General features: G+C 54.1%; 23 protein-coding genes. 2 read left to right on the forward strand and 21 right to left on the reverse strand.

The annotated features are described in order from the left end of the window. Positions 1-3: 3 nt before the first annotated feature. The 21 genes from ACXIZX_RS04600 to ACXIZX_RS04700 all read right to left on the reverse strand — a co-directional run bounded on the left by ACXIZX_RS04600 (position 4) and on the right by ACXIZX_RS04700 (position 23,726). Complete coding sequence (locus ACXIZX_RS04600; RefSeq protein ID WP_479403672.1) at positions 4-405, reverse strand: hypothetical protein; 402 nt, start codon at positions 403-405, stop codon at positions 4-6. Continuing rightward, the gene (locus tag ACXIZX_RS04605; protein WP_479403673.1) at positions 390-1,709 is read right to left on the reverse strand and encodes a phosphatase PAP2/dual specificity phosphatase family protein; all 1,320 of its coding nucleotides are present in this window, start codon (positions 1,707-1,709) and stop codon (positions 390-392) included. The genes ACXIZX_RS04600 and ACXIZX_RS04605 overlap by 16 nt, the downstream gene beginning before the upstream one ends. Before the next feature lies 1 nt (position 1,710). Beyond that, the gene (locus ACXIZX_RS04610; RefSeq protein WP_179451669.1) at positions 1,711-3,465 is read right to left on the reverse strand and encodes a bifunctional alpha/beta hydrolase/class I SAM-dependent methyltransferase; all 1,755 of its coding nucleotides are present in this window, start codon (positions 3,463-3,465) and stop codon (positions 1,711-1,713) included. Beyond that, entirely contained in the window at positions 3,462-4,094 is a 633-nt protein-coding gene (locus ACXIZX_RS04615) for a lysophospholipid acyltransferase family protein (protein WP_179451668.1), read from the reverse strand. Before ACXIZX_RS04615 ends, ACXIZX_RS04610 begins: the two co-directional genes overlap by 4 nt. Positions 4,095-4,103: 9 nt before the next feature. Beyond that, complete coding sequence (locus tag ACXIZX_RS04620) at positions 4,104-5,033, reverse strand: phosphatidate cytidylyltransferase (protein ID WP_179451667.1); 930 nt, start codon at positions 5,031-5,033, stop codon at positions 4,104-4,106. Further along, positions 5,026-5,628: a CDP-alcohol phosphatidyltransferase family protein gene (locus ACXIZX_RS04625; RefSeq protein ID WP_479403674.1), complete on the reverse strand. Its 603-nt coding sequence runs from the start codon at positions 5,626-5,628 to the stop codon at positions 5,026-5,028. The genes ACXIZX_RS04620 and ACXIZX_RS04625 overlap by 8 nt, the downstream gene beginning before the upstream one ends. 29 nt (positions 5,629-5,657) lie before the next feature. Continuing rightward, positions 5,658-6,176: a type VI secretion system lipoprotein TssJ gene (gene tssJ / locus ACXIZX_RS04630; RefSeq protein ID WP_479403675.1), complete on the reverse strand. Its 519-nt coding sequence runs from the start codon at positions 6,174-6,176 to the stop codon at positions 5,658-5,660. Beyond that, complete coding sequence (locus tag ACXIZX_RS04635) at positions 6,176-9,511, reverse strand: ImcF-related family protein (protein WP_479403676.1); 3,336 nt, start codon at positions 9,509-9,511, stop codon at positions 6,176-6,178. The genes tssJ and ACXIZX_RS04635 overlap by 1 nt, the downstream gene beginning before the upstream one ends. Then, on the reverse strand, positions 9,492-10,628 hold the full coding sequence (locus ACXIZX_RS04640; protein WP_479403677.1) for a hypothetical protein: 1,137 nt from the start codon (positions 10,626-10,628) through the stop codon (positions 9,492-9,494). Before ACXIZX_RS04640 ends, ACXIZX_RS04635 begins: the two co-directional genes overlap by 20 nt. Then, a complete protein-coding gene (locus ACXIZX_RS04645; RefSeq protein WP_312179647.1) occupies positions 10,625-10,888 on the reverse strand; it encodes a PAAR domain-containing protein in 264 nt (87 codons plus the stop codon). Before ACXIZX_RS04645 ends, ACXIZX_RS04640 begins: the two co-directional genes overlap by 4 nt. Then, entirely contained in the window at positions 10,885-13,194 is a 2,310-nt protein-coding gene (locus ACXIZX_RS04650; protein WP_479403678.1) for a T6SS phospholipase effector Tle1-like catalytic domain-containing protein, read from the reverse strand. Before ACXIZX_RS04650 ends, ACXIZX_RS04645 begins: the two co-directional genes overlap by 4 nt. Then, entirely contained in the window at positions 13,179-13,688 is a 510-nt protein-coding gene (locus tag ACXIZX_RS04655) for a DUF3304 domain-containing protein (RefSeq protein WP_479403679.1), read from the reverse strand. Before ACXIZX_RS04655 ends, ACXIZX_RS04650 begins: the two co-directional genes overlap by 16 nt. A gap of 6 nt (positions 13,689-13,694) precedes the next feature. Further along, entirely contained in the window at positions 13,695-14,438 is a 744-nt protein-coding gene (locus tag ACXIZX_RS04660; RefSeq protein WP_479403680.1) for a DUF4123 domain-containing protein, read from the reverse strand. A gap of 2 nt (positions 14,439-14,440) precedes the next feature. Next, positions 14,441-16,825, reverse strand: coding sequence for a type VI secretion system Vgr family protein (locus ACXIZX_RS04665; protein WP_479403681.1), 2,385 nt, complete (start codon positions 16,823-16,825; stop codon positions 14,441-14,443). A gap of 36 nt (positions 16,826-16,861) precedes the next feature. Continuing rightward, positions 16,862-17,518 (reverse strand): type VI secretion system protein TssL, short form, encoded by a 657-nt coding sequence (gene tssL, locus ACXIZX_RS04670; RefSeq protein ID WP_479403682.1) that lies wholly within the window; start codon positions 17,516-17,518, stop codon positions 16,862-16,864. A 573-nt stretch (positions 17,519-18,091) separates the two neighbouring features. Further along, on the reverse strand, positions 18,092-18,559 hold the full coding sequence (locus ACXIZX_RS04675) for a LysR family protein (RefSeq protein WP_479403683.1): 468 nt from the start codon (positions 18,557-18,559) through the stop codon (positions 18,092-18,094). A gap of 179 nt (positions 18,560-18,738) precedes the next feature. Beyond that, positions 18,739-19,683, reverse strand: coding sequence for an HpcH/HpaI aldolase/citrate lyase family protein (locus ACXIZX_RS04680; protein WP_479403684.1), 945 nt, complete (start codon positions 19,681-19,683; stop codon positions 18,739-18,741). Next, on the reverse strand, positions 19,683-20,762 hold the full coding sequence (locus ACXIZX_RS04685) for a cysteine protease StiP family protein (RefSeq protein WP_479403685.1): 1,080 nt from the start codon (positions 20,760-20,762) through the stop codon (positions 19,683-19,685). The genes ACXIZX_RS04680 and ACXIZX_RS04685 overlap by 1 nt, the downstream gene beginning before the upstream one ends. Further along, positions 20,752-21,537 (reverse strand): HAD family hydrolase, encoded by a 786-nt coding sequence (locus ACXIZX_RS04690; RefSeq protein WP_479403686.1) that lies wholly within the window; start codon positions 21,535-21,537, stop codon positions 20,752-20,754. Before ACXIZX_RS04690 ends, ACXIZX_RS04685 begins: the two co-directional genes overlap by 11 nt. Beyond that, entirely contained in the window at positions 21,530-22,657 is a 1,128-nt protein-coding gene (locus ACXIZX_RS04695; protein ID WP_479403687.1) for a phosphoribosyltransferase domain-containing protein, read from the reverse strand. Before ACXIZX_RS04695 ends, ACXIZX_RS04690 begins: the two co-directional genes overlap by 8 nt. Before the next feature lie 10 nt (positions 22,658-22,667). Then, positions 22,668-23,726, reverse strand: coding sequence for an ATP-grasp domain-containing protein (locus ACXIZX_RS04700; RefSeq protein ID WP_479403688.1), 1,059 nt, complete (start codon positions 23,724-23,726; stop codon positions 22,668-22,670). 320 nt (positions 23,727-24,046) lie between these two features. Between ACXIZX_RS04700 and ACXIZX_RS04705 the strand changes: the two genes are divergently transcribed. Together ACXIZX_RS04705 and ACXIZX_RS04710 are read left to right on the forward strand one after the other, a co-directional pair. Continuing rightward, positions 24,047-24,631: a TerD family protein gene (locus ACXIZX_RS04705; RefSeq protein ID WP_008103751.1), complete on the forward strand. Its 585-nt coding sequence runs from the start codon at positions 24,047-24,049 to the stop codon at positions 24,629-24,631. Further along, entirely contained in the window at positions 24,631-25,812 is a 1,182-nt protein-coding gene (locus tag ACXIZX_RS04710; RefSeq protein ID WP_479403689.1) for a TerD family protein, read from the forward strand. The genes ACXIZX_RS04705 and ACXIZX_RS04710 overlap by 1 nt, the downstream gene beginning before the upstream one ends. Positions 25,813-25,819 lie beyond the last annotated feature (7 nt).

Genomic DNA, 25,819 nt, shown 5'->3' on the forward strand with positions numbered 1-25,819 from the left:
CACCTACTCACCCAGCGTGAGTGCCAGATAAATCACTGAGCAGAGTGAAACCAACCACAACACCAGTAAGGAGATCATTGCCCGGTAAAACATGACTCTTGTTCCGTGCAGGCGATCTGCCAGAGAACGCGGCCGGGCAAATTTTTTCGGCCACAGCTGCGCCATGCCCAGGTCAAACTCAGCAAGGTCGTCTTCGTTGTTGAGCAAGGCGAAGAGCCGTTCATCAAGCCATAAACGCCAGCAGTAGTAATGTGTGATGAAAAACAACAACATCAACGGCAGACTCAGCGCGGAGTAGAAAAGGCTGAGTATCAGCGCCAGCGGTGGCAGCGTCAGAGCGGCAAAGTAGCGCCAGCTTGCCAGATGAATTTGCACAATTCGGTTGGTCATCATGATGTCTGACATAGCTGTTCCTTGCTGAAGGCTTCCAGGATTTCAATGTGTGCAGGGGTGAGTACAATCTGCGGGCGTCGGGACTTAATGAGTTCAACGGCCTGAACGACAGAAGCTGCATGTCCTTCCGCCAGCAGCCACGCCGCTATCACCGTGGCACTGCGCGATAAACCCAGCGCGCAGCAAACCAACACCTTGTCACTTTCCCGATGCAGTTGCTGGAGCTGTCTTACTGCAGTGCGCAAATGCTCAATGTCTGGCACCAGTAGATCCATCAGCGGATAGGCCTGCCATCTCTGTGCGTTCCGGTTGCCTTTGTGAAATTCTGCAGTCAGATCAAAAACGGCAAAATCTTGCTCCGCCTTGTCCGGAAACCTGCCCAACGATACGCCAGCGACAATCTCATTACTTTGCGCGGTATGCCGGGAAAACCAGCGGCGGGAAATCCCTGCACCTGCCAAATAAGGCAGAAGCAGCAGGCGTGCGGAGAGAGATAAGTTGCCGCAACGGCTTTTCTGGAATACCGTCACGCCCAATCCGGCATAGCCCGCAGCCACTGCCAGCAGCGCCATGGCAGGCCACAACAGCAAATAACCACTGGGAATCGCTATCCCCGCCAGTAAAAACAGCATTCCACCCAGGCAATATTTGCCAGCAAGACGTCGCGCGTGCAGAGTTGGCCGCTGCCAGCGCCATTCTCCTCTAATCGGAATCAGGTAGCTGATGATGACCGCGACCACAATCCCGCTAATTACATCGATAAAATGGTGCTGCCAGGTGGTCAGTACGGATACAGCAATCAGCAGGAACCAACTGGTCGCAACGATTCTCGCATTGCTATTTAGATGCTGGCGAAAGCGCAGCCAGAGCAGCCAGGTCAGAATAATGTGCAGCGAAGGGGCCTGGTTATAGGGCAAATCAAACTGTTCAAGCTGGCGGAACAACCAGCCGAAGGCACCCTGGGTTTCCGGGCGCGTAAAGGTAAACTTCAGCGGGAAAAGTAAAAACGCTGCACACGCCACCAGCGATGCTGCAAGCAGGCGATAGCCGTGACGCATCAGCTCTTGTCTTGATGTGCAGATGAACAGCGAAATACCGTAAAGCAGGTCGATGCTCCAGTAAGGCACGATAGTCCAGGGAACAAATGGAATCGAACGTTCCCAGGCAAACACCAGGCTTTCTACATCATCGCGGGTCGCGGTGTAGGTATTAACCTGCCCATAGCTGAGAAAAAACAGTGGCCCCAGCAACATAAGCCAGCAAAGCCCCTGTTTCCAGGGGCTAAAAGGGCGTTGTGTCAGCAACGATTCAGTCATGCTATTTTCTTACCGCCAGCGACACGGTAAAGATGCCAAACTCATCGATCAGCTGGTGGCACTTCTCAAATCCAGCGTCTTCGACCAGCGTATCCATCTCATTCTGGCTGCGCACGCGCATCAACCAGGGAATGCCGTTCTGGTGGCTGGTTAAGGTCCATGCGATGGTTTTCAACTGCGGATGCCACGGTTGCCCGGTATAAACCAGCACGCCGCCCGGCGGAATGGCTGCGGCTAACCCGGCCAACGATGTTTTGATTAATTGGTTGCTCGGGAACAGTTCATACAGGCCGGAGACAATGCCCAGCGTTGGCGCAGGCGCGAGTGTGGCGAGCGAGTCATAATCAAAGGCATTGCCTTTTTTAAACTGCGCGAGGTGGCCTAATTGACGCGCTTCAATCATCGCCTGGCCTTTCTCCACATTCAGATCGCTGTAATCTCGCAGCAAGATACTTTCAATTCCCGGCTGTTTCTCCAGCGCATCAAGAACGTAGCGGCCATGTCCCGCGGCAATATCGACCACGCGAACCGGCAAATTGTGCTCTTGCAGTTTTGCTACGGCCTGCGCAATCACCTGCTGGATATTTTCTTTGCGCATGCGAATGCCGCGCCAGCCAATGCTGTTGAGGTACTGCCGGTCGATGATGCGACCAACAATGCCGGTGCCTTCAGGCGTGTTGCGGTAGACGTAATCCAGCGTGCTGCCAGAGTCAAAACCGGTTTCATATCCCAGGCGCATGCCTTTAGACAGCCTGCCAATGGTTTTCATGCCAAAACTCAGTGAAGCGTAAGACATGCCTTGTAGTGAGCAGCGCTTAGGTGGTGCCTGCAACTCACGGTATGCATCAGCGCCCGGACTCCACTGATCTTCATTGCTGTAATCGAAGGTGTAAGGTGCAGCGTGGTAAAGCTGTTCGATAAACGGCTTCATTTTATCGAAGGCAAGCTGGCGATCCTTTTCTCCCAGCGTGTCGTGATAAAAACCGGGCAGAATATGCTGCTCTTTAATGGCGCTACGCAGAGCCTGATAGAACTTTTTCTGCGGTTGGGTGTGCACCACAAAATCATCGCCGGAAATCAGCAGCTGTGTTGGCACGGTGATGGCGGCAGAATCAGAAACAATGCGCTCCGCCGTTTTATACAGATCCAGCAGAATATTCACCGCAATCTGACGGGTGATGAGTTTATCCTGCTCAAAGCTGCTAATACGCTCTGGGTCGTGGCTGAGAAATTTCCCTTTGACGTAAGAGTTCACATAAAATAGACCGCGAATACGTTGCAGCAAACCTAAACCCGCGCGAGCGAAAGGCACATACAACTTCACCTTAAACGCTGGCGATGCCAGCACCATACCGCGGATTTTAGGCGCGTAGTCATGCACCCAGGTGGCAACCAACACCGCACCGACGCTTTGCGCAATCACAACAATGTCTTCAATGTTTACCTTTGCTTGTTCAGCGACAAAGCGAACAAATTCATCGACGTCCTGCACTGAGCGAGCCAGGCTTGGGCTGTAACCTCGCTCTCCCGGCGAATGTCCGTGTCCACGCGCATCCCAGGCGTAAAAATGGGCATCCGGCATCAGCAACTCATCGACAACATGCTGCAAACGACCTGAGTGCTCATGCCCGCGATGAAATAGTACAATCACTTTTTTGCTCTGCGCATCCTGCGCGGGCCAGTGGCGAAAATAGAGAGATTCACCGTCGCTGGTTGAAAAAGATCCTTCCTGAAATAAACGTCCTTCCTGGCTCATGATGATTTCCTTATGGCTTGCTGTTGTAATTCGACAAAACGATTTAATAACGCGCTTTTAAATTCAGCCTTGTTGTCCTGATAACGCAGCGGATCGTCGATATAAATATCGATAAAGAACGGCACCGGTATTTTTTGACCTTTACCCATTGAGCGATCCAGTCCGTGCATATAGACCGGAATGATGGGCACATCCGGGCACTGCTGGCTGAGATGCCACAGGCCAGATTTAATTTCTGACAGTTTCCCCGGCTCGCCGCGCGTGCCTTCCGGGAAAATAATCACGATTTTCTTTTCCGCCAGTGCATCGACGCAGGCCTGCAACGGATTAGCCTGATGCGCCCCGCGATATACCGGGATGATGCCAATCACCTTGAGCGCAAACCAACCCACCACTTTGTTTTTCAGGAAGTAATCAGCCGCAGCAACCGGCTGTACATTCACCAGCGTCGAAAGGGGAAACAGCGTGAACAGCGTCAGCACATCCAGATGGCTGTTATGGTTCGCCACAATCATCGCCGGGCCTGTTTTCGGTAGCTTCTTGCGGTTGGCAACGGCGACACCCAGCCAGATCCACACCACCGGATAAGCGATGCAAAGGGTAAAGATCCAGCGCAGCATTCGGTTCATGTGCGCCTCCTACACGTAGAAGTAGTAATAGAAGTGGAAGAACAGCGGCGCGGTGTAGATCAGTGAATCGAGTCGATCCAAAATGCCACCGTGTCCGGGCAGCAATTTGCCGGAATCCTTCACACCAAAATCGCGCTTGATCGCCGACATCACCACATCGCCGCAAAAGCCGCTTGCACCAATAATCAACCCAGCACCCAGCGAGTGGAGATAACTCATCGGTGTAAGCAGTGGGCCAAGAATCACAGCCAGCAACATGGTGGTAAAGATGCCACCTAGTAGACCGGCCAGCGTCTTATTCGGGCTAACTTTGGGCGTCACTCGAATCCTGCCCAGCGATTTACCCCACAGGTACTGGGCAATATCATTCAGCTCAGTCAGCGCAACGAGGAAGAACACCAATAGCGCACCGGCACTGGCGTCGGCACCGGGTAAGGTCATCAGGTAGGCAACGTGGCTCAGAGCGAACACGGTGGTCATCATGCCCCAGTGCATCACCGATGCAGAGTGCAGAAAACCTTTGGTATCACCGGCAATCACCATGCGAGCCGGCAGGAACAGGAAGACGTAAACCGGGATAAAAATGATGAACATGCCGTACCAGGCCATGCCGGTCCAGAGATATTGCACCGGGATCGCGGCATACATCCACAGCAGCGGCATACTGTCAGAACGCCGCGTGGGGGCTAGCGTCAGATACTCTTTTAACGACAGGAAGCTGATGAAGCCGAAAAAGGTCAGCGCCAGCCACTTCGGCGACAGCATTGCTAACGAGAACAGGCAGATGATTACCCACCAGCTATTCACGCGCTGCTGCAATTCCACCCAGTTGCGTTGTGGGCGGCACTTTCTCAGCACAAAAATAATCAGCGTTGCCAGAATGAGAACGCCGAAGATACCGCCCAGGCAGTAATAAAGCACGTGTCTGGAGTCAGCCATTTTTCGCCTCCATCGCATTGCGGCAGCGATTCAGGCTGGTCCAACACAGCAACAGGGCGGCAAGGACAAACACTGCGTCAGCGTAGCCGATAGACTGCGGCCACAGCGCAATCGCCAGGCCGAGAGCACCAAAAATAAATGCGCGATCACTTTTGCCCAACGGACCACGGTAGCTACGCATGCCGTTCAGCGTCTGGCACATCACACCGCAAAATTCGCTCAGCCAGGAAAGTAGCACCACCAGCACAACCCACCAGGGAGAGATGCCTGTAACAAACGCGAAAGCGAGGTAGAGTGCGGCGTCGGAGATAATGTCACCCACCTCGTTGAGCATTGCCCCAAGGGTGGATTGCTGATTGAATTCCCTGGCTAACATGCCATCAATGGCGTTTAACGCCATGCGGAAAAACAGGAAAACGGGCAGGGTGATAAAAAAGCGCGGATCGGGAAAACACATCAACAATGCGCCCAGCACCACAGAGGTGAGCATGGCAAACAACGTTACCTGGTTCGCAGTGATACTCTGCGCATGTAACCTGACGACCAGCGGTCTTAATAAATTCTGAAACTTCGGTTTTATATCGTATAGCGTCACTTTGTGGCTCCTGCCGTTAAATTGAATAGTTACTTCAACAATTCCAAACTCAGGGTGTTATCCCTTACTTCAATCGTGCGCGGTGTGTCCGGATCAAGCTCCTCACGGCTCAGCACCCGTTTCCATGTGCCGCGCTCCCGGTCCGGCTGGCGAAACAAGCCCACGACTGCGACGAACTGCGCCTGCTTCTCCATTGGCATATCCAGGCTGACACTTTGTCCCGGCATGACGCTGAGCTGACGTTGCGCCACCAGACTCTCTTTCAGCACCCAATCTGGCTGTACCAGCAGGCTGCTATATTCGGCTTCATCGAAACGTTGACGCGTGCTGAGCTGCAAAATAATCAGGCGCAAAGACATCGACTGCTGGGCGTCGTCCTGATTGATCGCTGTACGCGCAGTGAAGGTCAGGTGCAGGGTGTTGACCTGGCGATAAAACACGGCATCGGCAATGCTTGCTGTTCCCTGTTTGGTTTTTTGCCATGCGCCACAACTGCTCAGCAATGTTGCCGCGCAGCAAATCAACAACACATGGGCGAAACGAGCCATTATTGTTCACCTCGCTGATGCGCAACTTCACTCTGTGTATCGGAAATAAATATCCGCGCAGGCATGCGGAATCCACGCAACTCGAGTAGCGCCAGCGGGCCGCTGCCGAGTTCCGTGCGAATCTGGTAGTTAAGCGCCAGCCCGTCCGGCGTCGGCCAGACAACACGGTAGATGTTGCTGCCCAGATCGGTGATGCGGGCTCTATCCAGCAGGCGGATCAGGCCCCAGCTTCCAGGGTGATCGGCATAAATGCGGGTTCCGGTACGGGTGCTGCGCCAGGTCAGCGTGGTTTGTGGCTGCCAGCGGTTGTCTGGCCAGTTCAGCGTTTGCCAGCTCTCTTCCTGATTAAAATATTGCAGCTTCTGGCGATCCACCGTCAGCTCCGATTCCACTATGTCGCGGGAAGGTTTTGCCATCATCTGGAAATGCAGTTCCACATCTCCCCGGACAAATGCGGTGTTCGCGATGTGCGTCAGTTTATTAAGCGCGCTGAGAAAAGCAGGATCGAACGTCAGTCCCTGGCTGTTCATTGCATCCGGCACCCAGCGATCGCCTTCGAGCCGTAGCAGGCCACCGAGGCGACTGTTAACGAACTGCGCGATACGCCCGGTGTCGGTACGCATAAACTGCGCTAAATGCGGTAAGGAGACGTCGCTTTGCCGGTTGGCAAACGGGTAGCGGTCGGCAAACGATTGATCCCACGGCGTGACAACATCGTTCTGCCACTGGCTGTTAATGCTTTCAGCGGTGGGGCTGAGCACCTGCTCCCACGCCTGCACCATCGGTTCGACAAATACCGCCTGACCAAACCCGCTCCACTCCTGCCCGAGGCTGGCAGCAATCAGACTGCCGTAATCGCGGGTGTCAGTGAGATCAACGGCTTTGCCCTGAAACACCGTCAATGCTAACGACTGCATCATGGCCTGCGGATCCGGCGCGTTGGTTACCTGCTGCAGTCGCAGACGAACACGGGTGATACGTGTCAGGAATGTTTGCAGGCTGAGGCTATCTTTAGCCGCTGCGCCGGTATCGGTAAGTGCCAGCAAGGGGCCAAAAGCGTCATCCATTGGACCACTTGCACCTTGCGGTCTTGCGATGGCGTGGGTTTTGTCACTGCTGAGCAGATTCTTTGCAGAGCTCACCAGCGAATCGGTAAGATTACCGCCAGTTTGCCCCGTCCGGCCCTGCATATTCAGCGTGTTCATCAGCGCAATCAAAGGTGACTGGCGTATATCGGCCAGCAGGATTAACTGTTCAATCGATTCCGACAGGCTCTCCGCCCGCTGCCATTGCAGGCTGTTGAGAAATTTCAGCCAGGCTCCGGCGTAATCGGAGAAATAGCGATCTGTCAGCCGCGCTTGCAGCGTTTCCGGAGAGAGATCATTGTTGCTGGCAGTTTTGTTATCACTCAGCACCCAGTCGATTTCATCGCGCCGTACTTTCGCTGCTTGCTCAATCGCCGGTTGCACTGCTTCTTCCCACGCTTTGCGGGTAAAGATGCCCGGCACGGTTTCATCGGTATTGAACAACCTGCTGCTGTCGGTGCCGCTGACCATCTCACTGAGCGTCATATCGGCATAATCACGGGACACCAGTTCAATAAGCTTCTGATAGCGCGAGGTCTCTGCATTGCTGGCACCAATCTGACGCAGCAGCGCTGAGCGCATACTGCTGACCAGTCGCAAATCCGGTTGTAACTGCCATTCTGGGTGCGCAGGCAGATTCGTCATCATAAAGGCCAGCATAGCGCCGCCATTGTTGCGCCAGCTGGCGTCCTGAATGCCATCACGCAGTTGCCAGATTTTCATTACCGTGGCGCTGAAAAACGCCGGGTCGGATTGTTCGGGATGTGCCAGCATCAGGTACGCCTTGAGCAGGTCATACATGCTTTTAGCATCATCGGCCCGCAGCGGGCTGTCGGGCGGCAGGTTACGCCAGCCGCTCATCAGCATAGTCAGGCGCTTGACGGATGCATCACGCAGCAGCGGCATTGCCGCCTGCTGCCATTGTTGCCACAGAGAATCCAACAGTGCGTCATTCTGGCTGAGGCCAAAACGCATATACCAGGGCGCACCATATTGCTGACGATGCTGCAGACGCTCGATCTCTTTCTGCAACTCGCGCAAAGCTGAAAGTTGCTGCTGCAGCGGCTGACGGGAATCTGTTGCGGCGGCGGCAAGATGCTGATCTGCCTGTATAAGGCGAAAATTGGTAATCCAGGAAAACACCAGGCAGGCCATCCACATAATCAGCAGGCAGGAGCAGAGCGTCAGCAACGTTTTCCGCCATGAGGCACCATTAGTTACCGGCCTGCGCCAGCGTAGCGCTAATAAATCCAGCCAGGCTTTTCCCGGCTGCCAGGCATGACGGAATGAAGCGCTTCCGGTGGTCTCCGGCTGGCTGAGTACCACGCCAGCCAGCGGCAGCGCCCTTGCACCTACGGAGAGCTGCGACAAGGTTCGTGTCAGGCGATCCGCTCCACCGCTGCGCAGCACGTGCGCCAGTTCCAGTAAGAAACTGTGCTGGCGATTACGCTCAGTCTGCTGCATGCCGCGCTCAACCAGCTGGTGCTCAAGATCATTCAGTGACTGACGGTAATCGTCCGCACTGTCGCCTTGCGCGATGGTGAATCCGATCCCCTGCGCGGTGGCGCTATGCAAAGAGGGTGCGTGAATTTCCCATAGCCACAGCGGGATATCCTGGCCCAACAGGCTGTAACGCTTCTGCATCTGGCGAGCCGTAGTATCCAGCACATCCTGGGTCATTTCAGCTTCGGCGTTCACGACCCAGACCACAGCATCTGCCAGCTGGCGACGAATTTTACGCAACGCCCGTAGCTGCGCGGGTAGCGGATTTTCCTGCGGACTGCCGTGCCAGAGCAGCAAGGTATTATGCCCCTCAAGCCAGTGCTGAGTTGTAAGGCCAGGGATACTCCGTTCAACCAGATGTTCATCGCCGACCACCAGCAGAATGCGTACCCGGCTGCGCCAGCGCCACCGATACTGGTAGCGCATCTGGGTAATAATATCCTGCACCCACTGATATTCTGCAGGACGCTGTTTCTGCGAATCTGCTGCGCCTGTTGCTTCACGCGCATTGAGTCGCACCAGCCCGCGCCAGGCGAGAATAAACAGTGGGCAAAACCACACCAGCGCCAGCCAGACCATCAATGACCAGAAAGCAATCTGGCGCGGCAGAGCCTCCGGTAGATCAATGCTGCTGCCTGCGAAGTAATAGAGCCCTGCGCCAGTCAGCACCAGCAGGGTTACGGCAAGCAAATAGCCACAAACCAGCCAGAACAGCGAGTGCCGGTGATTAGTGCGGGATGTTTCCACGGGGAATACAAACTCCTGTAATGTATTGAGATTCCATTTCTGCGGCGATCCAGCCGCAGGACTGGCCGTTGAGCGCCGAGAGCAGCGCCAGCGACCGTAACGTAAACGGTGTTATTTGCCCGGCATGGCCAAGCCATGGGGCAAGTACGTGATCCAGCGCGGACCAGCCGCCATCCAGCAACGCTTCCATGGCGGGGGCATCCGCCGCGATCACCGTATCCGGCGTATCACTTAATCCGGCATAACGGGAAAGCTGTGCGACGGCCAGAGTGGCCGTTTCACCCAACGCCGGTTGCCAGCGCTCCGATCGATGCATCAACGCAGTCCCCTGCGCCGAGCAGAGCCAGGCAAAGGCCGCTTCCCCGGCAACCGGGGTGCAATCAGACAATCCTTCGCCACTTCCGGAACACAGCAGCAAAGTCGGAGCTGTCTTGGCGAGCAGATCGATAACGCTGTCTTCGCCATCAATCGCATTAAGTCGAATGGTTTCTTCAGGCAAAATCATGCCCGCTGCCAGCAGCGTTTCACGAAAGGCGAGCAGACTTTGGTCATCACCGAGCCAACAGAGATGCGTGACCGGGCGTGTATCACCTGACTGATGCACATGCATCACCAGGCGATTGGCGAGATAAGCCGCCAGCATGACAGGACGACTGCGGGCGCTGTTAAGCACCAGTGGGCAACGCAACTGAGCGTAACCTTCTGCGTTGATGCCCGGTTGTGGAGCGTCCGCTGGTTGCGACAACAGCGCCAGATGTTCCGACGCGTCGTCTCCAACTGGCGTCACCAGCAACACGGCTTCAACCGGCAAGGCCTGGCTGCGCTGACGCCACCAGGCGTCGAGCGCCAGCGAGGTTTCCGCATAGTGCGTGCGGCTGTTATCGCTAGATTGCAGCCACACCAGCCAGCGCAGCGTCACCGCCAGCAACCAGCACAGCAGCGGCAAGACCAGCGCGCAGAACCAGAAAAGCGGCGAACGAGTCGGCTTTCCCTCCGGCCACAACAGCATGGTAGTCATCGCAGATATAAACAGCAGCACGGGCAATGCCACCCACCAGCGCCGCCAGCGGGCCGGGTGAATGGTGGCGTAGTCGGCATAAACCGGCGGCTGGTTCATCCGCAGACATCCATATCCGGTAGTGAACTGACCAGCGTGCAACCACAGGCACATTTATGCCCATCCAGCGCCACCGCTTTACCGTTTACGGTGCTGTTGGTTGCTCCCTGAATGAGGGTGGTCATGCCGTGCTCGTTGCATTTCGCTTTGTCATTTACGCAGGCCACCGGCTTGCCAAACGCGTCAAAACTCCCGCTGAGCACTTCACCACCGTAAGGTTTGAGCGTATCGCCCACGCGCACCAGTTTTTTAAGTGTCATACCACTCGCGCTCCCGATGATTTCAGCATATCGATGGCAGAGGTCATCATGGCCTGGTGCTGTTCGCTAATCACACTGGTGCGAGCCAGGGCAACTGCAGCGCCTGGTTGGGTGGTTGCCTCTGGTGGAGTGAGTGTTTGAACGACACCGGTCGCCATATCCTTCACTTTATAAGTCACATTGTTATAAGCGGTTTTCGGCTCGATAAAATAGATGACGTTACTGGAGGTTGGCGCGGCGTTGATAACTTTGCCTTCGACGGAAATCAAACGGAGGTTCTTATTGGTCTGGTTGCCGCAGTAAAGCATGCGATAGCGGAAATAACCGCCCCAGGGTTCACGTCCCCCCAATGCACTTTGCATAAACCAGGCGCGGGAATCGTGGATTTGTTCATCGTAAAGGGCTAACAAGTCAGCACGCGGTTGAGTACGAATGCCGTTGCCCAGCTTGTCGATAAACAGCTGCGGATAACGACGATTGCCATCGGTTTTCATCTGCGCGTATTCCGCGTCTTCATCGTCACCGTTGATCAGGAAGATGGCGTGCTTGGGGATCACATCCAGAACGATCTGCGCAGTTTTATCTATCAAGCCACCATTAATGTCTCGCCGCCACAGCTTATAGTCGTGTTGGAATTCACGCGCAGCTTCGCGGAGTTGATATTGAGCGTTAGTCGGATCTAGATCGGGTTTGCCCTGCAAGCTTTCGTCCAGCGGCAAGCGGCTCTTTTTGGCCTCTGCTCGGCGTGAGTTAAGCGCTTTTACCGCTGCTTTATGATCTTCAGCTTCTTTTTTAAGCCCTTCAGGAGTTAGCTGAGGTGCTTTGTTAAAGAAACTGTTGGCAAACTTATCGCCCTGAGGAAGCATGCTGCCGTGAGCGTAGCGGCCAATGCGCCAGGCAGTGATCCAGCCAATCTGATCGATCAGCGCGCTTTCAAGTGTCTGAGAAAGTTGATAGGCGCGATAACCTTCCGATGTATCTCCAGCCTCTTCGCTGCCTTGCAGAGTGGTGTTGAGCAGGGTTTGACGCCAGATGTTGAAGCGTTTAATCAGTGTTTTACTGAAATCAAATTCATCTCGTACACTGGCTGTCAATACGCGAGTCGGGGATATATCTCTAATAACTTCAGTAACATTGGATTCATCTATAGCCAGTGGTGCTCCTGCTTCAAACGCCGCTGCGTACATATCGTGGAGAACGACTTGCGATAAAATTTCACCTACGCTATTGCATGATTTTCCTTGGTCTCCAGGAGGATAGCCGCCGCCAACATCTGAGTGCATCCCAGGATAAATAACTTCCTGAGTGTTGCTTGGATAACTGCCATCAGGGCGACGAACTGAGTCAAGAGGGAAACATAAGCGCTGTTCGTGTGCGGCAACGAAATGTCGGCAACACTTAATCAATTCAGGGAATTTACGCTCATCAGGTAATTGCTGGCTATTATCCGCCCAGCCCATATGACCTGCAGCACCCGGCATAATGTGAGCTGCCCCAACAGACGCCACCGTATCCAGTAATCCCAGAAACTCAATACTGATGGGTAAACCAGCAAGTTTCAGATGATCGTTTTTTAATTTGGGGTCGGGTAACTGGGTTAACCAGTTCACAAAAGTGCGCGCTTCGGCAGCTCCACGAGAAAAGCCGTAGATAAATAACTTAATACCCAGAATATGGGGCTGCTGGGTCTGCACTGCCTGACTTTCCAACGCCTTTAACAAGGGGGTGATCGCATTACGTCGGTTCACTTCGCCTGAAAAAGCTCCGCGAGCCTGCATGCTGGACAGCATTCCCTTCGCCACACTATCGTCAAGCCGTTTAGCCCCTTTGCTGATGGCATAAGTCAAAGCATCCACTAATCTCAGCAGCGCCCAATTAATTCGATCCTCTCCACCAGCGGCGAAAGCCAGACCGTCATTGCTATAATCCATTTCGCCGATTTTAGGAAATGGTGTGCCTACACCAGGAATGTAGTAGCGGAAATAACCATCACCGTCAGCATTCTGATATGTCGCGTGATACAACTTAGCAATATTGGTCGGATGCGATGGTTTAGCTATACGCGTATCGTTCTCTTCATTATTTCCCGTCCCATCGAAAAATAAGCTGATATGTAGGCTTATACAGCAAGGTACGATACCTTTCTTCCCGGTTTCTTCAGCCAGGCTGGCTCGGTAATCACTTTCTTCGCGGATCTGCTTTTTATAATTGGCATTAACCTGTGATTCACTTAGCGGCAAGCGACCACTATCAGGAAACATTGGAGGCGCAAAGCAGGGCAGAGCGAGGCTCATTTCACGGGACATGATGTAGGCTCCTTCATGTTAAGCGGTTCCTTGATCGGATAGTTTTCAGTGCCGTATCCGTAGCAAGCCGTTGTTACTTTTACCTGGTTACAGGGCAGAAAGTGCACGGTTAAACCACAGCGTTCTTTGCCGTATTGGGGGATATCAACGATGATGCTGTGTTGCCGATAATTTGCTTTATGAAGCGCATATGCCTTTCGATATTCGTCAGTACCCAAAGGTGGCAAATGTACATAGGGTTCAGGATCTGTTTCCCATTCAACCCGAGCTTTCAATTCAGGCGTCCACTTTTCAGGAAGCATGATGCAGCAATATCCCCCTCCTAAACCTGGAACGTGATATCCATTCACTGAAAAACCATTTATACCCTGTCCCTCGACATGGTTTACTGCACGAAGATCGCCAGCTGTATAGCCATCATCACTGTTTGCCTGCGAGCAACCAGCCATCATCGATAAAATCAGTAGTGAGCAACTAACCGCAATTTTTTTCATGACTTTTCAATCCCTAAAATCAGCCAAATCACCAACGTAGCCAGACTTGCTTGCCCGCATTGCAATTGCCAAACAGTCTGTAAAATGTGCTTCTCGCGAAAGAGTTGAAGTTGCTTGCTCCTTCATCAACATCTCGGCATCACTGATACATCCCATCACCTCAACCTGCGCATCGCTTACACGATTCATTTCCGGCGCATCAGCAAGTTGTCGACCCGGATTCCAGGTACCGGTTTTCCAAACCACTTCGTTATCACGATCCCGCCAGCTCCAGAACAGCGCAATATCGGTGAAAGCCGCCTGCTGCTCTGGCGTCAGGACGTGATCAAGTAACGAGGGAAATACGCGATTGTCGTAGTAACGCAGCAAGCCAGTTTGTTCTTCCCAGTGAACCTGTGACAGTGCCTGCAAATGGCTACTCAGCAGGTCGAATGCCAGTGGCGATATCAGCAAGGTCAAACGCGGCGTGGTGGAAAAGTGCTCCACCAGCTGTTCCAGCCAGCGTTGGTGGTTGCTGATGCTAAAATGCAATCGCATCACCAGCGGTGAATATTCTGGCGTTGCCGCTTCCGGCGTATTTGCAAACAGCTCAAACCAGCGTAATGGTGGGGTGATCTGGTTCAGTGCCTGCTGCAGCGGCTGTGCTGTGCCCGCCTGATCAACCAGCACATCGAGATAATCCTGTCCGGCAGCAGTGCAAAGCGCGGTGGCCTGTTTCAACCATCCTGCACCCTTATTCATATCCGTCATGGTTATCCCCTTGGCGCGAAAGCAAGCGCGGCTTCCTGCGCCTTTTTCAGGCACTCTTTGCACACGGATTTAGGCAGGTCCGGCAGCGCTGTTTCTTCGCTGGCAGGAGAATTCCAGGCATGGACGCCACGGATGCTGGTTTTACCCGGTGAATGAATTTGGATATCACCCTGCGGCGTAATCCTGATGGTTGCGCCGCCGCAACCCAGCACAATGCCGTTTTTCGCGGTCAGGCGCAGTTCACCCTGAACGGTTTGCACGCTGATATCTTTCATCGCCGTCAGTCCCAGGGTATCGCCGTGCGATTCCACCGTCAGTGGGCCTTGTCCCGACACCATGCGAATCCCTTCTTGTTGTGACAGCAAAGAAATCGCCTGGCTGGCGTTGACCTGAATGCGTTTGCCACTGGCAATGCTGGTTTCCGTCTTGCTTTGCAGATGCAGAGTGCTGCCTGAGTTGAGCAGGATGCTTTTGGGGCTGACAACGCCAATCCCTTCCGGCGCACTCAGCAACATGGCAGGGGATTTGAGCTGGTCGACGGCGGCCAGATAAGCCCTGAGATGCGTGGCATCAGGCTGGAGATTATGGTGAGACTGAGTGATCGACTGCCAGTCGCTCATCTGGCTGATCGCACCTTTGACCAGACTTACTGCCGATGTCATTTCCAGTACCGGCCCGGTTGCAGTGGTCTGCGCATCAGCCGTCAGGAAAAGGCCCTTACCGGCTCGCAGCGTACCGGTGCTGTCTGTACGCAGCTCAAACCCTTCACCGCGCTTGCTACGTGAACTGTCGACGATATGTCCGAGTGAGAGTTGGCTCTTACCGCCAAATTCCGTCGACAGTTTGACATGCTCATATCCACGGCGATCCTCAAATCGGAGTTTGTTATTCGCCGGAGTTCTCAGCACATTGCGTTGATAGTTATAGAGATTGACATGATCTTCATGACGAGAGTCATGTACCGAGCACAGAATATAAGGCCTGTCAGGATCGCCGTTGGTGAAGGCAATCATCACCTGCGTTCCGGCTATCAGCGGAAAGTGCCAGCCATAGACATTGCCTGCATAAGGCTTCGCCAGCCGCACCGGTACGCTTTCAAAACCAGACTGCCAGGATTCGTTCAGATCGAACTGAAAGCGCACCCGATAACGGCCATGTTCATCAAGTTCAGCATATTGCGCATTTTCTACCGGGCTGGTGACGCGAGCCAGCAGCGTGCCTGCAATTTGCGGCCAGCTTTTCAACGGTGGGCGATAAGTGCTTTGCGGGCGAACGGGCACGGCGGTAAAGCGAATTACATAGGCGGTATCGCGCGAAATACGGTTTGATGAGGTAGTCACCACCAGCAGGCCATCCGGCGCATCCGGCCACGTCTTGCCCTGTGGCGAGATCACCATGCCCGGACGGATATCCATGCCGTTGCTCATACCGTCGAAAGTGACCTGCTCGGTTATCAGGCGTTCCTGACGGCGTTTGACAAACCACTGTCCCTGCTCCGGCAGAGCCTGGTACTCCTTACCCAGCGACTGATAGTTTTCACCGTAGCGATATAGCTCTCCCGTAAGCGCAGGTTTATCAGGATCGGTTTCCGCCCGCGCCTGCATGTCATTTTGCGCGTTGCGGTAATACTCATCATTAAGTCGTGTGCTGGCGGTAACGGATTGACGATTAACTGAAATATCCCAGAGTGATTCCTGGCCGCCATCAAATAACCCTGACGGATGGCGAAAGACGATGTTTTGCTCAGCACCATAGGCCTGCGCGCTATCACCGAGGACCAGCACATCGCGATGATTTTCTTCATCCCAGGTGAAGTAATAAAAGACACCAATGCGCGAAAGATGACGCTCAATAAAGGCGAGATCGCTCTCCGCATATGAGATATAGAAATCGCGAATCGGATACTGCGTATTCAGGCGAAAGTGATAATCCAGCGAGGAATATTCCCAGCGTTTGAGGATATCCTCTACCGCACCCGGTACGCTTTTATGCTGGTAAACGGCATAGGTCAGGCTGTTTTTTAGCAGCGCAAGGCGCGATTCCAGCGTTACCACATACCGTGTTTCGTCAGCAGAGGATTCACACTGCTGGAAAGCCGTCACTACACCGCGCAAAATGCGGGGTTCTACTGGCTGCCAGGGTTGGCCATCAGGATAAAACAATAGCTGGGCCGTGCTGTTAATCAGAATATCGGCGGGAATATCGCGTGTAGCGCTGGTGAGTTCAATGCTGTACTTCCACGGCGTATTTAATGCCTCTTCACCGCTAAAACGCAGCACCGACAACAGGATATCGGGACGCTGACTTTTCAGCGTCTGGATGCTCAGTTGATAGTGGTTATATACCGGCGTCTTGCCGCCTGGAATAACAAAATCCTTTTTGCCCATTTACAGATTCCTTCCTGAAATTTGTTTGCCCGAAGCCTAGCCTTTGACTAACAGATATTGCAGATGACCGTTCATGATGAAAGTGACGACAATAATGGCAACCAGCACACTGCTGCGAATAAGCCAGGGAGAACGTTGCCTGAAAGATGTTTTATATTTTGAACGCTGGATAATTACCGCTGAGTCGGCAGATCCGTTCTGCTGCGGCAACCGCGCTTTTAGCTGCTGCATCAGCGACTGACGCTCCTCAACTTCTTCCGTTCGGTATTTTCCGGCATACCCAAAATGCAGCATTCTGTAGTAACAGCTAACGGCGGCTTCAGCTACTGCAGGTTCACGAAGCAGTTTTTGGATGCGTTCGTAGAAATGCTCACCTCCATTGAGGTGCCCGAGAAAGTGCCCCTGCAAAGGTGTGCGTTTCCACCAGGCAGAGATATCAGTTTCCGGAATGGTCATGATCAGTTCGTCAAGAAACACGCAGTGCGCAAATTTGATTTCTTCGCAGAGAGAAGCTGGTACTCCCGCTGTAGTGAGTTGATCCTGAACCTGTTGAATCATATTGAAGCAACGCTGGTAGAGCGCATCATCAATTGTGATCGATTGCCCATTGCGGACCGCGAGCGCCAATAGCCAGGTATTCTGCATCAGCGCATCGAGAGTATTGGCTGTGATGTTATGTTGTGAAAACGTCATGGGTACCTTCCTGGTAACGCCTGAACATTGTTAATCCATTAACCCAATTACCGATTTCAATTGGGGAGTTGTTGTTGCTCACGCTGCTTACTTAGCCGAGCAAATGTGGACTATCTGACCTAAAAAAGCGGCCTCTACCTATCAACGGCACTGATGATATTACATTGAGTGATAGTTGATCAAACTAACAATTTGAGTTTATGAAACAGGATTCCAATTTTCTACCAGTTTTTACACTCGATATTAAAAAGAGCTTTAACGCGATTCGGTTACTGCGAGATTTTTATTTTAAATATTGATTTTGAATGATTTATTTATAATTTAACAAAGGAGAAAGGCTGTTCTGTGTTAGTCATCATGTGGGGCGATGATGTGAATGTTAATGATGAATATTACGATCGATGAAACGTGATTACGTTAACAGTTTTGGTAGGTTAGGGGACAATGTCCAGGCCGATGAGGTCCATTAAACATTTAAGGGAGTGAGGTAGGTTTGCATCGCTGAGGTTAGTTGGTAATTATCGCGGCAATAAACGTCATTAAACCACTGCTGAAATATTACAGCCGTTTGAACTAATTCTTTTTAAGCATTAACTTCTCAATCAACTCATCCAGCCCGCTCTCAACCAGCATCTCCACCGCATCACTTCTTGTCGTTTCACTTAGTCTTACAACCTGATCAATCTTCCTCAAAACCGACATACGCAACGACAGTGACACCGCTTTCTTTTTCTCTTTATCCAGAAATACTCGGCTGACGGTTTCGCTCTGTTGCAGTTCGGCATTGAGTTTGAGCGCTTCATTAATATGGCGCAGGCTTTTCTTGTCGAGTTTGCCGGGTTCAGTAAGTTGGTAGCAATGGGTGAGGCGGCTGTATTTGATCTCCGCAGACCAGGATTCACGTAGCTCTTTTAGCGCGCGCGTCAGCGTGGGTTCGGAGCAGTTGAGTGAGGCGAGAATGCGGCTGGATGCAACCGGTTTGCCGCTGCTGAGCAGTGAGGCGAGCATGAATACGCGTGTCTGTCGGGTACTGAGTTGCATGGTCGATTGAGGCCTGCGTTAGTGGTCAATGATCTGTATCGCCCTCCTGGCAAACGGTTTTCGACAGTATCAGAGGGTATTTAAATATCAGGTAAATAGGGTGCGAAAATTCTTACGTCTGGTCTTTAGTTTGGTGGTAAAGCGGTGGGCATGAATGCCCACCCTACGGGGTTTGTCATTTAGGTTACCAGCATCAATGCGCCATCTGAGCGGGTATCAGGTGCGATGCCGTATTCCTGCGCGCGGGCCAGGATGGCGGCGGCCCAGCGGCGATGCGTCGTCGGTTCGCACATCGCGCCCTGCGATTTAAATACTGCCTGGCTTGAGTTGAGGATGCGGAAGGCATCCGCCTGATCGCTGGCGGAAACCATCAGCATGTCCTGAATCTTGCCAATCTGGCTCGGGTGAATGGCGGTTTTGCCCACCAATCCGTGCGCGATATCCAGCGCCAGTTCCTGATCCATAATCTGCTGATCGTCGATGTGCTCGCACACCGGCGCAGTTAGCGCAAAATCCCGCGACGCGAATACCGCTACCAGCATTTTAATGGTGTAACCCATCGGGCTGTCATAGAGCGTGAAGTGGCGCGAGCGACGCAGCGACAGCACATTCATTAAGTCGTTACCGCCGATGCGCAAGGCGATCACGCGCTCGCGGCAAGCATGGTTTTGCAGCGTGAGGGCCAGCTCGCGCATCGCCACCACGTCGAATACCTCTTCGGTTTCCAGCGTCGGCATCATGCACAGATGGCTCGGTTCGAGAATCTTCCACCAAACCTGCAAAGAATCGGCGGTGAATTTCGGCAACACGAAACCGTCTATCGCGCTGAGGTTAAGGTTTTCCACCAGCCACGCGCCCATCTCGCTGTTACGCGGACGGATAAACACCAGCGGCCACTGCACGTTGCCATTGGCGCGCTGTTCGGCATTCAACACCTGCAGGATTTGCTGGAGATTGTGTAGCGCCTGCGGCAAATCCGCATCACTGACCGCATCTTCCAGGCAGATCACCAGCGAGCGCAGGCCACTGATTTTATTGTGCAGAATGGCATCGACGATATCGTTGCGCACCGCCGGCATATACAGCGTTGCGCCCAAACGCCATGGAGAGAGACGGCCGTTCATCACAGCACCTTTTTGATTATCGTCACGGCGCGGTATTGCCCAAGATCGGCTCCCGCTTCTGTGATGGTCAGCCCTTTTTGTTGGGCAAGATAGACCAGCAGCGCCACGTCGGGATCGTTCATCGAACGCACCAGCACCTGATCCGGCACGCGACGCAGCACGGCGCGCGTGGCTTCGGCGATGCCCGGCTTGATGCGGTTGATGCTGTTCACCTGATAACGTGCCGCCAGCATGGCGATCACCGCTTCACTTTGCGCCACAAGTTGTTGTTGATGTTGTGGATCCTGCAGGCAAGCGGGCAGGGCGCTGATGTCCAGCGAACGCGCGTATTCCGCCACGGTGTTCACCAGTTGCTGGCTGCAATCGTATTGCGCCAGATGGTCGCACTGCACGCAGCCGTGCAGGCCTTCTTCCGACCACAACGAGCGCGAGATCAAGCCCGACACCGGCGCGCCCATAATACCAAACGGGATCAGCCAGTCATCATCGCTGGCCGAAAGCCACGCCTTGCCGCAAGGATCGGCCAGTACCACCAAGCGCGGTTGCGCCGGATAGCCGGGACGATGTTCGAGGCTGCGGATCAGCTCGCCGGTGATGGCGCCTTTGCCGGTCCAGCCATCAACGAACACAATGCCTGCGGTGCCGTGGCGCGCTTCGATGATCTCCAGCGCGGCCTCATCAATCCCGCGATCGCGGATGATGCTGATGCCGTAATGGTAGGATTCGCGGCCCATCGCGCGCAGCGCCTGTTGCAGCATCACGCCGAGCGGCACGCCCGCGCGCACCAGGCTTGCGAGCACAATCGGCGTGTCACCAAACTGGTGTGCCAGCGTGCGTGCCAGCATGGTGACTTCTTTCGCCAGGCGTCCGGCACCTTCGTCAAGCGCGCGGGAAAACAGCTCAAGGTGCCAGCGCGTCGGTTCCGGTTCCTGGCTCAACATCTCGGAATAGTGGCGCGCGCCGGATTGGATCAGCTGCTCTTTTTGCTCCACCGGCGTCATGTCGATCTCGACGGGCTTGAGCAGGAATTCGACGTCGCCGGCTTGGTACGATCCAGAGAAAGGCAAATTATTCACCATCTGATTGTTCTCCGAATATGGATTGGTTGATGCGTTCGGCAAACTGGCTTTGACGCGGAATGCCGTACCAGCTGCACAGCTTCATAAAGCGGTGATCGCTGAGGCTGTCGCCGAGGCCGATCACCGGGAAGACGCCGCGCTCGTTACGCAGTTTTTCCAGCAGGTAGCTGACGGCTAAGCCTTTTTCCACCACGTTCGGCAGCCAGGCGACGTTGTTGCTGTTGCGATGGATGTAATAGCCGGCGGTGGGGAAGCGTTGCTCAATTTCATCGGCGATGGCGTAAAGCTCCTCGAGGCGCGTGCTGTCACGGTGTTTCATCACCAGATAGATCGGCGTTACGCCATATTCATAGTTGATGCGCGCCCAGCCGTTGATGTCGCGCTCTGCCATCAGGTCGGTGATCGCCTGCTGCATCGAGAGCAGCGCCGGGCCGTACGGCGTCAGTTTTTCCAGCATGTGCGCGCGCCATGCGGCATCTTCCTCGCCTTGCGGGTTGAGGATCACCGCGCCATGCGTGGTCACCGCCCATGAACGGAATGGGATCTGCACGCGCGCGATCTCTTCGGTGCCGCGTGCGGTGACCGGGATCAAATCGGCCTGCTCGATCATCCAGTCGACCAGCATCGACTGCTCTTCGGTCATAAAGCTGCGCGGCTGCAGGCTGAGATCGAGCGCGCCGGTGCGGAACGGCTCAAGATCCAGCTCGTCCACCATTTTGCGGCGCGTCTGAAATAGCGTGTCGTCGAGGTCGGAAAAAATTACAGGTTTATTCATAGCTGATCACTTCCACCTGTGGCGCAACCTTGGCCAGTGCCGTGGTTAACAGCGGATCCACGCTGTCGACCGGCGTTTCGATGCACAGCAAAATGCGGTCAAACTGCTGATGTGCCACGTTGTAAACGAAATTGGCGATGCCGAGACCGTAGTTATCGCCAAAGGCGATAGCCGATTCGATGGCAAATCCGGTGGCGATTGGCGAGCGCGTAGTGGAGCTGTATTTCACCTCAGCGCCTTGTGCTGCCAGACGTTCGGCCAGCAAGAAGGGCTCCCAGACAAATTCGCTGCTGCCGAGCACGAGGATTTTTTCTCCCGGCTGCGCCTGAATCGCACGGCCAAGATCGCCCGCTGGCGTTTCCATGCCGAGTCGGCCCCAGCTTTGTTTGCCGGTTATTGGCACGGTAGCGGCGTCGTTAAGCGCCACCGCTGGCATCGGCGGTAGCGCGGCGTCGGGATCCTGCTGCCAGTGCCAGTCGCCTTGCACCAGCGACACGGTGTGCACCGGCACCGGACAGCGCGCGGGTAACGCATCGCCGCTCCAGTCGGTGAGCGTGACGGCGATAACCTGCTCGATCTGTTTTAAGCCGCCGTCGTTGCGCAGCGCTTCGAGCAGGTTAATAAAGGTGTTGCCGGTGGTGGCTTCGTCATCGATCATCACCAGCGTGCGCGCGTTGAGCACGCGCTGGCGCAGCTGCACATCATCGGGCAGATAGATAAGGTGATCGGTAGCGTGGCTGTGATTCTCTTTGAACTCGCACAGCAAATCCGCCTGCTGCGGATGGCGCGTCGAGGTGAGATAAACCGGTTCGCTCACGCGCTGGCGCACTTCATCAAATACGCCTGCGCCCAGACCAACGGCGGTTTCCGCCATGCCGATAAACAGCACCGGGCCGTCAGAAAGCGGCGGGAACTGCTCCGCCAGCTGGCGATAAACGGCGCGCATTTTCTCCGGCGCGACCGGAATGTGGCGGCCAAGGACTTTACTGACGAACAGAAAAGCGCGCTTGGGATTGCGGCGCTCGGCGATCTCAAACAGATCGTCGATGGCGTTGATGCCGCCGGTTGGCGTGACGCTCAGCGTGCCGCATGAAAGCGTCCTGCTCCAAAGTGTGGTCATGGATAATTCCTCATTGAACCTGGTTGGACAGGACGGGGTTGTACGCCACCACGTCGCTCAGCGCGCGGACGGTTGCTGGCGTGAAGTCGCGGTGTGCGTCATCGATCACCTGCTGCTGACTGATCAAGCCTAGCTGGCGCAGGGCAAACAAGCCGGGAAGATTTACGCCGCTGAAACGGGTGTAACCAATGCCGCCGGAAGGGCGCATATTGATCTCCAGTAATAGCGGTTTGCCGCTGGCATCATTGCGCGTCTGCACGTTGATCAAACCATCTGCGCCCATCGCGGCGGCGCAGGCTTGCGCCAGCTCAAAGGCTTCGCCGCTGTTCTCCAGATACTGCAGCGCACCTTCTTTACGCCGCGCGACGGCAGCCAGCACCTTGCCGTTTTCCGCCAGCATATCAACCGAATATTCCGGGCCCGGCAGATACGGCATCAGGACCAGCGGTTCCATGCTGGCGGCGGCTTCCAGCGCCTGTAAGTAAAATTCGGCTTTCACCCGGCGCGCATCCGGATGGGTAAACGCCGCCATCGGTGAGACGCTTTCATCAAACTGCCAGAATCCCATGCCATAAATACCGGTAACCGGCTTAACGCACAGCGGCAGATCGCCAAAGGGCTTACGGGCGATCAACTCGCGCAACTGTACGGGTGAATCAACGCGCAGTGAAGGCACCACCGGCAAATTCAGGCTTTTCATATGGTGGGCAAACGCGACTTTGTCATCGGCCAGATTCAGCATGGCGACGTCACGTGCGCCGGTGGTTAAGCGCGCACCGCTGGCTTCAATAGCGGCACGATGGGCTTCAAACCAATGCGCATGTCGACCGGTATGGATCGCCTGAATGGCGTATTTTTTGACGGTAGAAAGAATAAATTCGAGGCGCTGATTAATATCACCAGGTTCAATTAATGCATGATCGGCCAGAGAAAGTATTTCATTACGCGATTGGCGATGTGATGCATAAATCGACACGTTGTAGTTATGTTTTTTAGCTGTAGATGTAATGCCATTAATTATATCGCGTTGGGAGGATAAACCTTCCATTAGCCAAATTTTTTGAGACATTTCTAATTATTTCCGCAAGAGGCTGGTGGCTGGGTTATGACTGGCGAGTTTATTTCTCACCTCGAAACGAGTCAATCATAATATGATTTTTTACCCTAACGTAACCTTATGAATTTTAATGTAAAGAATTGTCATGTTTAGTGCGTTGTCTCTTTGGGTTGGATTCTCTTAAGTTGTTCTTCTGCAACGCTTTATTGTGTTTCATAAAATTGCTGTGAAAATTAATGCTGATCATGAATATCCTCATGATATGATTTTGCCCTCATGGAATTTGATGCAAATATAAAACCCTTTTCAAACCTGTTTGAAGGAATTATGACATGGTTTCATTAAGCAAGAATCAGACGGTCTCACTCAGCAAACAAACCGCTTCGCTGAATAAATTACATTTCGGCTTAGGCTGGGATCCAATTAAAAAGAAAGGCTTGTTAGGCAAGCTATTTGGCGGCGGCGGAGATTCAATCGATCTCGATGCCAGCTGCGTATTATTGGATCAATCCGGTAATGCCATTGATACCATCTGGTTCCGCGCATTAACCTCCAAATGTGGTGCGGTTAAACACAGCGGCGATAACCGTACTGGCGAAGGCGATGGCGACGATGAAGTGATCAACGTTGAGTTATCACGTCTGCCTGCCAACGTTGAGTATCTGGCGTTTACCGTGAACAGCTTCCAGGGCCAAACCTTCAACGAAGTGGAAAATGCCTTCTGCCGCGTGGTTGATCAAAACGGCAAAGAGCTGGCGCGCTATGAGCTGACTGAGCAAGGCAGCCATACCGGCATCGTGATTGCTTCGCTGCACCGCAATGGCGGATTGTGGGACTTCACGGCGCACGGCCGCGCAAGTGCCGGCCGTACCATCGATGCGATGCAAAACGACATCGTTGCCGCAGTGGTGCGCTAATGAATATGACGCCGGGGAGCAATGCTCCCGTTCCCGCTAATCTGCTGACGGTGCGCGTGCTCGCTGGCGCCGCGGTTGATGCTTCCGCCTTTCGTCTGTTCGCCAGCGGCAAAGTCAATGGCGATGCCGATATGGTGTTCTACGGCCAGCCGGATAACGATGACCGCACCATCAGCCTGAAAAGCGAAGGGCACAATTCCGCCTTTTCTGTCGATCTCACCCACTTGCGTCCTGACGTGCAGAAAGTGGCCTTTACCGTCACCTGTGACGGCGGCCGCAACGTGTCGGGTCTGCAACGTCTGGCGATTCAGGTGGAGCAGGGCGGCAACGTGCTGCTGAGCGGTAACGTGGAGCTGGTGGGACGTCAGGAAGCGGCGTTGATCCTCGGCGAACTTTACCGTCGCAATAATGAGTGGAAATTCCGCTTTATTGCGCAGGGTTTCAACGGCGGCTTGCAGCCGCTGGCGGAACATTTTGGTGTGGATATAGCGGAACCTGCGCCTGCACCAACGCCTTCTCCTGCTCCGCAGGCGGCACCGGCTCCAGCACCCACGCCAGCACCAGCAAAAATCAATCTGAGCAAAGTTTCTCTCACCAAAGAGAAGCCCGCCATCAGCCTGACTAAGCGCGATAACTTCGGTGAGATCCGCATTAATCTGAACTGGCACCGTGAAACTAATAGCGGTGGCGGCGGATTGCGCGGGTTGTTCGGCGGCAACAAAGGCGTGGATCTCGATCTCGGTGCCTTCGTTGAGCTGCAAGACGGTTCGCGCGGTGTGATCCAGGCGCTGGGCGGCAATTTTGGCGCCATGCATGCCAAACCTTTCGTACACTTGCAGGGCGATGATCGTACCGGCGAAGTGACCGATGGCGAATGGCTGCACATCAACGGTCGCGAATGGAGTCAGATTCGCGAAGTGTTGGTTTTCGCCTTCATCTATCAAGGTGCGGCGAGCTGGGACAAAACGGATGGCGCAGTCACGCTGCACATTCCAGACCAGCCACCGATTGAAACGCGTATGACTGAAGGGGAGAATCGCCGCAACATGTGTGCGATTGCTCGCCTGGTCAATGAGAACGGCAGTATCCGCGTCGAGCGTATCAATCAGTTCTTTAACGGGCATTCCGATATGGATAAAGCTTTCGGTTGGGGATTCAACTGGCGAGCCGGTTCCAAATAATTTCAGA

The sequence above is a fragment of the Candidatus Pantoea symbiotica genome (assembly GCF_056491525.1).